8 protein-coding genes are annotated in these 8,872 nt (G+C 60.7%); all 8 read right to left on the bottom strand.

The annotated features are described in order from the left end of the window. Positions 1–143: 143 nt before the first annotated feature. On the bottom strand, positions 144–692 hold the full coding sequence (locus tag MEB48_RS26355; protein WP_237886714.1) for an adenine phosphoribosyltransferase: 549 nt from the start codon (positions 690–692) through the stop codon (positions 144–146). A gap of 79 nt (positions 693–771) precedes the next feature. Next, positions 772–1,506 (bottom strand): fumarate/nitrate reduction transcriptional regulator Fnr, encoded by a 735-nt coding sequence (gene fnr / locus MEB48_RS26350; protein WP_095051994.1) that lies wholly within the window; start codon positions 1,504–1,506, stop codon positions 772–774. Positions 1,507–1,598: 92 nt separating this feature from the next. Continuing rightward, positions 1,599–2,981, bottom strand: coding sequence for an oxygen-independent coproporphyrinogen III oxidase (gene hemN, locus MEB48_RS26345; RefSeq protein WP_237886713.1), 1,383 nt, complete (start codon positions 2,979–2,981; stop codon positions 1,599–1,601). Between the two features lie 194 nt (positions 2,982–3,175). After that, positions 3,176–3,859 carry a sulfite exporter TauE/SafE family protein gene (locus MEB48_RS26340; RefSeq protein ID WP_237886712.1) on the bottom strand — a complete coding sequence of 228 codons (684 nt, stop codon included), beginning with the start codon at positions 3,857–3,859 and terminating at the stop codon, positions 3,176–3,178. Beyond that, on the bottom strand, positions 3,852–4,070 hold the full coding sequence (ccoS, locus tag MEB48_RS26335; protein ID WP_237886711.1) for a cbb3-type cytochrome oxidase assembly protein CcoS: 219 nt from the start codon (positions 4,068–4,070) through the stop codon (positions 3,852–3,854). The genes MEB48_RS26340 and ccoS overlap by 8 nt, the downstream gene beginning before the upstream one ends. Before the next feature lie 22 nt (positions 4,071–4,092). Further along, on the bottom strand, positions 4,093–6,543 hold the full coding sequence (locus MEB48_RS26330) for a heavy metal translocating P-type ATPase (protein WP_237886710.1): 2,451 nt from the start codon (positions 6,541–6,543) through the stop codon (positions 4,093–4,095). A 135-nt stretch (positions 6,544–6,678) separates the two neighbouring features. Next, positions 6,679–7,218 carry a FixH family protein gene (locus MEB48_RS26325; protein ID WP_095052000.1) on the bottom strand — a complete coding sequence of 180 codons (540 nt, stop codon included), beginning with the start codon at positions 7,216–7,218 and terminating at the stop codon, positions 6,679–6,681. 11 nt (positions 7,219–7,229) lie between these two features. Continuing rightward, complete coding sequence (gene ccoG, locus MEB48_RS26320; protein WP_237886709.1) at positions 7,230–8,645, bottom strand: cytochrome c oxidase accessory protein CcoG; 1,416 nt, start codon at positions 8,643–8,645, stop codon at positions 7,230–7,232. Positions 8,646–8,872: the final 227 nt, after the last annotated feature.

Below are 8,872 nucleotides of genomic sequence, written 5' to 3'. Positions count from 1 at the left end.
AATCCTGCCTTCAGGAGCGATCGGCCTCCCCCAGAAACGCACTTGCTGTTGTATGACTCCTTGAGCGTAACCTCTCTCGTTGGAGTCAGGGACAACATACAAGGAGCGAGGCTTGCCCGCGAAGGCGTCCTTCCAGACGCTGCTTATTTATCGCTAAGGGCAAACTGCGTGAGGCAAAACGTCGGAATCCCCATGTCTTCCAGCCGCTGCGAACCACCCAGCTCCGGCAAGTCAATGATCGCTGCCGCTTCATGCACCCGCGCGCCCATGCGCCGAATCAGGTTCGCCGCCGCGATCAGCGTGCCGCCAGTGGCGATCAGGTCATCGAACATCACCACCGCATCACCCTCGCACAGACTGTCGGCATGGACTTCGAGAAAGGCTTCGCCGTACTCGGTGGCATAACCCTCGGCCAGCACATCGGCCGGCAATTTGCCCTGTTTGCGGAACAGCACCAGCGGTTTGTTCAACTGATAGGCCAGGATCGAACCGATCAGGAAGCCCCGGGCATCCATGGCGCCGATGTGGGTGAAGTCGGCCTCGACGTAACGATGGGCAAAGCTGTCCATCACCAGGCGCAGGGCCGTGGGTGACTGGAACAAGGGGGTGATGTCGCGAAAGATCACGCCCGGCTTGGGGAAGTCGATCACGGGGCGGATCAGGGATTTGATGTCGAAGGAATCGAAGACCATCGTCGAAGTATCCTGGCGGGCTGCAAACGTCGCAGTATAACGGCGGCTGAACCGTTTCGCTCAGCCGCCATCGCCAGAATCAGCCGTCGAGCGAGCCGCCGGCCAAGGCGCAGAGCTGGATCGGGTCGAGGATGTGTATTTCCTTGCCCTCGGCCGCGATCAGTTCGTTTTGCTGGAAGCGGGTGAACACCCGGGACACGGTTTCCACCGCCAGGCCCAGGTAATTGCCGATTTCGTTACGCGACATACTCAACCGGAACTGGTTGGCCGAGAAACCCCGTGCGCGGAAACGTGCCGACAGGTTGACCAGGAAGGTGGCGATGCGCTCGTCGGCGGTTTTCTTCGACAGCAGCAACATCATTTGCTGATCGTCGCGAATCTCGCGGCTCATCACTCGCATCAACTGACGGCGCAGTTGTGGCAGTTGCAAGGCCAGTTCGTCAAGGCGTTCGAAAGGGATTTCGCACACCGAAGTGGTTTCCAGGGCTTGCGCCGAGACTGGGTGTTTTTCAGTGTCCATGCCCGACAGGCCGACCAGTTCGCTCGGCAAATGGAAACCGGTGAGTTGTTCTTCGCCGACATCGCTCAGGCTGAACGTCTTCAGGGCGCCGGAGCGTACTGCATAAACGGAATCGAACGTGTCGCCCTGGCGAAAGAGGAACTCGCCTTTTTTCAGCGGGCGACCACGTTTGACGATTTCGTCCAGCGCATCCATGTCTTCCAGATTCAGAGAAAGTGGCAGGCACAGAGGGGCCAAGCTGCAATCCTTGCAATGGGCCTGGCTATGAGCGCGCAGTTTTACTGGCTCGGACATTTCTTTAATCCTTGTGGGAAAACACACATAAGACGTAAGGGTAACCCACGGGAGGACATTCGGGCCAGCCTGCGACAATTTAACCTCAGCTTTTAAATCACTCGGGAAAATCGCTGGCGATTGCTGTGTTCCAGGTACGCATCGAAGACCATGCACACCGAGCGCACCAGCAGTCGTCCTGCCGGGAGTACGCAGATCCGTTGGTTGTCCAGTTCGATCAGTCCATCCTCGGCCATACCCAGCAGTTGAGGCCAAAGCTCGCCGAAATAACCACGAAAATCGATATTGAAGGTTTGTTCGATCGTTGCGAATTCCAGGCTGAAATGGCAGATCAGTTGCTGGATTACCGCGCGTCTCAGCCGGTCATCGGCATTGCAGATCAGGCCACGACTGGTGGCCAGTTGAGCGGACGCCAGCGCGTTTTGGTATTGGTTCAGGTCGCTGCTGTTCTGGCAGTACAAATCGCCGATCTGGCTGATGGCTGATACCCCCAGACCGATCAAATCGCAATGACCATGGGTGGTGTAGCCCTGAAAGTTACGTTGCAGGGTCGACTCTTCCTGAGCAATCGCCAGTTCATCGTCGGGTAGGGCGAAGTGGTCCATGCCGATGTAGCGGTAACCGGCGGCTGTCAGCTGTTCGATGGTGCGCTGGAGCATTTCCAGCTTTTGCGCCGGAGCCGGTAGATCGTTGCTGTTGATCCGCCGTTGCGGCATGAAGCGTTCCGGCAGATGGGCGTAGTTGAACACCGAGAGCCGGTCGGGTTGCAGGTTGATGACTTCATCGACCGTGCGGGCGAAGTTCTCGGGCGTCTGCTTCGGTAAGCCGTAGATCAGATCGATGTTGATCGAGCGAAATTGCAGGGTTCGAGCGGCATCGATCACCGCACGGGTTTCTTCCAGGCTTTGCAGGCGATTGACCGCCCGTTGTACCACCGGATCGAGGTCTTGCAGGCCGATACTGACCCGGTTGAAACCCAGTTCCCGGAGCAGGCCCATGGTCGACCAATCGGCCTCGCGAGGGTCGATCTCGATGCCGTAGTCGCCGGAATCGTCGTCCAGCAAGGTGAAATGCTTGCGCAGCTGCGCCATCAGTTGGCGCAGTTCGTCGTGGCTGAGGAAGGTCGGAGTGCCACCGCCGAAATGCAGTTGCTCGACTTTCTGCGTCGGGTCGAGGTGGCAGGCAATCAGCTGGATTTCCTGTTCCAGGCGCTGCAAATAGGGCAGGGCGCGACCACGGTCCTTGGTGATGACTTTGTTGCAGGCGCAGTAGTAGCAGATGTTCGCGCAGAACGGCACATGCACGTACAGCGACAGCGGGCGCAGGGCTTTACGGCTGTCGCGCAGGGCATGAAACAGGTCGAAGGTGCCGACCTGGCTGTCGAATTGCACGGCGGTCGGATACGAGGTGTAGCGCGGTCCCGCCAGGTCGTAACGGCGGATCAGATCTGTGTCCCAACGAATGGCGTCGAGCATGCGGGCATTCCCCCGGATAGGCTGGCAGTGTGGGCGAGTCTAGGGAGAAGTGCGCAAAGGCATCTTGATTTGCATCAAGGGTCGGGATTTGTGTTGTCGGTGAGGGCCTCTTCGCGGGCAAGCCTCGCTCCTACAGGATTGGCGCATAACCTTGTAGGAGCGAGGCTTGCCCGCGAAGGGCGCACACCGCCGATCTAATGCCCCATCAGCCAATGCTGATGCGGCCCCGGCAAGGTCCAGATGCCGAACACCATCACCAGCAAGCCACCGGCCATGCGTACGCTGCGTTTGCGCAATAGCGCTGTGACTCGCTCGGCGGCAAGCCCAGTGGCGAGCAGCACCGGCCAGGTGCCCAGGCCGAATGCCAGCATCAGTAATGCACTGTCCAGCGCATTGCCCTGGCTCGCCGACCATAGCAATGTGCTGTAAACCAGCCCGCACGGCAGCCAGCCCCACAGTGCGCCCAGCAGCAGGGCGCGGGGCAGGTTCGAGACGGGCAATAGTGTGTTGGCCACTGGCTGGATATGCCGCCACAGGCCACGGCCGAGGCTTTCGATACGGGTCAGGCCACTCCACCAACCGGCCAGGTACAGGCCCATGGCGATCAGCAGCAATCCGGCGAGGATGCGCATGAACATCGCCGCCGGACTATTGGCCACGGCCCAGCCGGCCAGGCCGATCAGCAGGCCGGCCGCGGCGTAGCTGAGAATTCGCCCCAGGTTGTAGGCCAGCAACAATCGAAAGCGTCGGCTGCGCTGTTCCTTGGGAATCGCCAGGGTCAATGCGCCCATCAAGCCGCCGCACATGCCCAGGCAATGCCCACCGCCGAGCAGGCCGAGGATCAGCGCAGAGACCACCAGTGGCGCCAACTCAAGCATGGGGCGGCGCCTTGTCGTCCGGTTTGGCCTGTTGGCCGCTGGCCTCGTCGACCGCTGCCTGGTGGTTCGGGTCCTGATCGTCGAACAGGATGCTGTGGGCCGGGCCGTCGAGGTCGTCGTACTGACCGCTGTCGACTGCCCAGAAGAAGATATAAATAGCGATGGCCACGATCAGCAGCGCGGCCGGGATCATCACGTAGAGAGCTGGCATTTGGACTCCATGCCCGCGCGGCTCAGGCCGGCAGCGGGCGGGTTTCTGGCGTGGTGCCGACAGCCGGCGCGCTCGGCAAGCGAGTCAGGCGCAGGGCATTCAGCACCACGATCAACGAGCTGATCGACATGCCGACCGCGGCCCATACCGGGGTGATCCAGCCGAGGGCGGCGAACGGCAACATGAGGCCATTGTACAGCGCCGCCCACAGCAAGTTCTCGATGATGACCCGACGGGTGCGTCGGGCCAGGCTGAAGGCTTGCACCAGCGCGTCGAGGCGGTTCGACAGCAGCACCGCGTCGGCACTGGTTTTCGCCAGATCGGTGGCCGAACCCATTGCCACGCTGATGTCGGCGGCGGCCAGCACCGGCACGTCGTTGACCCCGTCACCGAGCATCAACACCTTGCGACCTTCCTTGTGCAGTTGTTGCAGCACCTGCAATTTATCGTCCGGACGCAAACCGCCACGGGCCTCGTCGATGCCCAATTCGGCAGCGACGCTGGCGACCATCGGCGAGCTGTCACCGGACAGCAGCAGCGTGCGCCAGCCGCGAGCCTTGCATGCCGCCAGTAGGGCGGGCGCGTCGGTGCGCAAACGGTCATCGAGCACGAACCACGCCAGCGGCCCTTGGCTGTCGCCGAGCAGTAGCCATTGGCCGGGCTCATCAGGCATTACTGGCGTTTGAGCGCCGCTGAGTTCGCAGACAAACCCCGGTTGGCCAATGCGCAGGCGTTGTGTGCCGACCAATCCCTCCAGGCCCAGCCCCGGCATGCTGTGAACTTCCTCGGCGGCTAGCGGCGCGCGGCCAAAAGCCCGGGCAATCGGGTGTTCGGAGCGGTTTTCCAGGGCGGCGGCGAGGCTCAGGCATTGATCGCTGGTCAGCGCCCCAAGCGGTCGGATCGAACGCAAGGCCAGGCGACCTTCGGTGAGGGTGCCGGTCTTGTCGAAAATCACCGTGTCGATTTGATTCAGGCCTTCCAGCACATGGCCGCGTGTCAACAAAAGCCCCAGTTTATGCAGCGTTCCGGTGGCAGCCGTCAGGGCGGTTGGCGTGGCCAGCGACAAGGCGCACGGGCACGTCGCAACCAGCATCGCCAGGACAATCCAGAACGCTCGCGCTGAATCCAGCTCCCACCAGACCAGGCCGATGACGGCGGCGGCGATCAGCGATAACAGCAAAAACCATTGCGCGGCGCGGTCGGCGATTTCCGCCAGTCGCGGCTTCTCGGCCTGGGCGCGATCCAGCAGGCGGACGATGGCTGACAGGCGTGTGTCCTGACCCAGCGCCAGGACTTCCACGGTCAACGCACCTTCAACGTTCAAGGTCCCGGCGGTGACGGCATCGCCCGGGGTTCGAGGTTGTGGCAGGTATTCGCCGGTGAGCAGGGATTCGTCGATGCTCGACTGGCCGTCGAGGATCTTGCCGTCGGCCGGCAAAATCGCACCGGGGTGCACCAGCACCTGATCACCCACGCGCAACTCGCTGAGCAAAATCCGCTCGCTCTGACCGTCGACATTCAGTCGCAGGCAGGAGGCGGGCAACAGATTGACCAGTTGAGCGGTCGCGGCGGCGGTGCGTTCCCGGGCGCGACGTTCCAGATAACGTCCGGCCAGCAGGAACAGCGCAAACATCCCCACCGCATCGAAATACAACTCGCCGACCCCGGTGATCGAGGTCCATATCCCGGCGATATAGGCACTGCCGATCGCCAGCGACACCGAAACGTCCATGGTCAGGTGACGGGTGCGCAGATCGCGCATCGCGCCCTTGAAGAACGGCGCGCAGCTGTAAAACACGATCGGGGTAGTCAGAAACAGCGCGACCCAGCGCAGGATAGTGTGCAGCTCGGGGCTGAGGTCAATGTTGAATTCCGGCCACGTGGCCATAGTCGCCATCATCGCTTGGAACCACAGCAGTCCGGCGACCCCGAGTTGACGCAGGGCAAGGCGGTTTTCGCTGGCCAGTTGTTCGCTGGCGCGGTCGGCCTGATACGGATGGGCGGCGTAACCGATGTGGCGCAATTCGCTGAGTAGCTGGCTCAACGGCAATTGCGCGTCGGCCCAGCGCACATGCAGACGATGGTTGGACAGGTTCAGGCGTGCTTCGGCCACCGCCGGCAAAGCCCGCAGGTGCTTCTCGATCAACCAGCCGCAGGCGGCGCAACTGATGCCTTCCATCAACAGAGTGGTTTCGGCGAGTTCGCCTTCGTGGCGGACAAAGGGTTGTTGCACGTCGGCGCGGTCGTAGAGTTCCAACTCGTCCACCAACTGTACCGGCAAGGCTTCGGGGTTGGCCGAAGCTTCGCTGCGATGCTGGTAATAGCTTTCCAGCCCACCGGCCACGATGGCCTCGGCCACCGCCTGGCAACCCGGGCAGCAGAACTCGCGGGTATCCCCGAGAACGGCGGCTGTGAAGCGGCTGCCGGCCGGGACGGGCAGGGCGCAGTGGTAGCAGGGGGTTGGAGTGGTCATGAGGCGTTGTCCGATGATCGTTCCCACGCTCTGCGTGGGAATGCCTCCCCGGACGCTCCGCGTCCGCTTCGGCTGGGACGCAGAGCGTCCCTGGCTGCGTTCCCACGCAGAGCATGGGAACGATCAGGATAAGGCTTATTTTTTCAGGTCTTCCGCACCCTGCAGCGGCTCATCGCCCAGCAGCAGATCCTTGTCGTGGCTGACCAGTTCTTCTTCGAACATGCGCCAAATCTTGTCATCCTGAACACCCAGCAATTCGATAAAGCGGCGACCTTCAATCTTGTCGTTCAACTGGCCAATGTAGCGGCCCTGTTCCGTTTCGCTGCGGGCCAGGGTGATCTTGCGATCCTTCTCCGGCTGGGTCGGCGAAATAAGGTTCAGCTCAAGGGTTTTCGGCTGGCTGTTGCCGCTCAGGCGCAGGTCGACTTCGCCGGTCACGTCATCCAGATGAACGCTGGCGCGCATCAGCAGGGTCTGGGCCAGCAGTTCGCGGTCCAGCGAACGGTTGATGCCCTTGCCAGCCTCGTAATAGTTGTCGTTGACCAGGTTGTCCGGATTGTTCACCGCGATGGTCACCATCGACAGGGTCAAGGCCACCGAGCAGGCCAGGATGGCGATGATGATCCACGGCCAAAGGTGCTTGTACCAGGGACTTGCGGCAGTTGCTGCGGGCATGATCACTTCTCTCAACGAATTTGTGGGCCGATGAATCGGCTCTTGGCTTCAACATGAACGCTGGCGTCATCGGCATCCTTGAGGATGAATTTCACCTCGTTGGTGCTCGACGGCAGTTGTTCCGGTGCGCTGGACAGTTCGACCGGCTGGCTGAAAATCTCTCCGGCGGCGACTTTTATTTCGCGCTTGCCTTGCAGCTTGAGGTCCGGCAGGCCGGTGGCTTCCAGCACATAGGTATGGTCGCGCTGGTCCTTGTTCATGATCTTCAGGCTGTAGACGTTTTCGATCCGGCCTTCGGCGTTCTCACGGTACAACACGCGGTCTTTACTGACATCGAAACCGACCAGCGAGCGCATGAAGAATGCAGTCACCAGCAACGCGATCATCGCCAGCAACACCAAGGCATAACCGATCAGACGTGGGCGCAGTTTATGGGTTTTTTGCCCAGAGAGGTTGTGCTCGGTGGTGTAGCTGATCAGCCCGCGCGGGTAATCCATCTTGTCCATGATGTTGTCGCAGGCGTCGATGCACGCCGCGCAGCCGATGCATTCGATTTGCAAGCCGTCGCGGATGTCGATACCAGTGGGGCAGACCTGGACACACATGGTGCAGTCGATGCAATCGCCCAGGCCCTGAGCCTTGTAGTCGATACCTTTCTTGCGCGGACCACGGCTTTCGCCACGGCGCGGGTCATAGGAGACGATCAGCGTGTCCTTGTCGAACATCACGCTCTGGAAGCGTGCATACGGGCACATGTAAATGCACACCTGCTCGCGCAACCAACCGGCGTTGCCGTAGGTAGCGAGGGTGAAGAAACCGACCCAGAAATACGACCAGCCATCGGCTTGACCGGTGAAGAACTCGATCACCAATTCGCGAATCGGTGAGAAGTAACCGACGAAGGTCATGCCGGTCACGAAACCGATCAGCAGCCACATCGTGTGCTTGCTGAACTTGCGCAGGAATTTGTTGGCGCTCATCGGCGCCTTGTCGAGTTTGATGCGCTGGTTGCGATCGCCTTCGGTGACCTTTTCGCACCACATGAAGATCCAGGTCCAGACGCTTTGCGGGCAGGTATAGCCGCACCAGACCCGGCCGGCATACACGGTAATGAAGAACAGGCCAAACGCACTGATGATCAGAATGCCCGAGAGCAGGATGAAATCCTGGGGCCAGAAGGTGGCGCCAAAGATGAAGAATTTACGCTCCGGCAGGTTCCACCAGACGGCTTGATGACCACCCCAGTTCAGCCACACCGTGCCGAAATACAGCAGAAACAGCCCGGCACCGCCGATCATTCGCAGGTTACGGAACAGGCCGGTGAAAGCGCGGGTGTAGATTTTTTCTCGAGAGGCGTAGAGATCGACGCTGTTGTTGGCGTTTTTGGCAGGTGGAGTGACGTCGTGTACCGGAATCTGATTGCTCATCGTTGCATCCCACGGCAGTGGAAAAATGCCCCGGTCAGTACGTGCCGACCGCGGTCAAAAAGAGGTGTTGCAGTGGCGCAATGATACGCCTGTAGCTCTAGCACAAGGGTGCGACCTTTGGTCGCGTTGGGGAACAATCATGGATGGTGTAGCGAATATAACAAAGCATGATGCAGGTCAATTGACTTACGCAGTATAGCTGCCTTGTGGTGGGCATCGAGGCCAGC

The organism is Pseudomonas sp. PGPR40, assembly GCF_022014505.1.
Classification (GTDB): Bacteria; Pseudomonadota; Gammaproteobacteria; order Pseudomonadales; family Pseudomonadaceae; genus Aquipseudomonas.
This window is presented reverse-complemented; position numbering and strand designations above follow the sequence as displayed.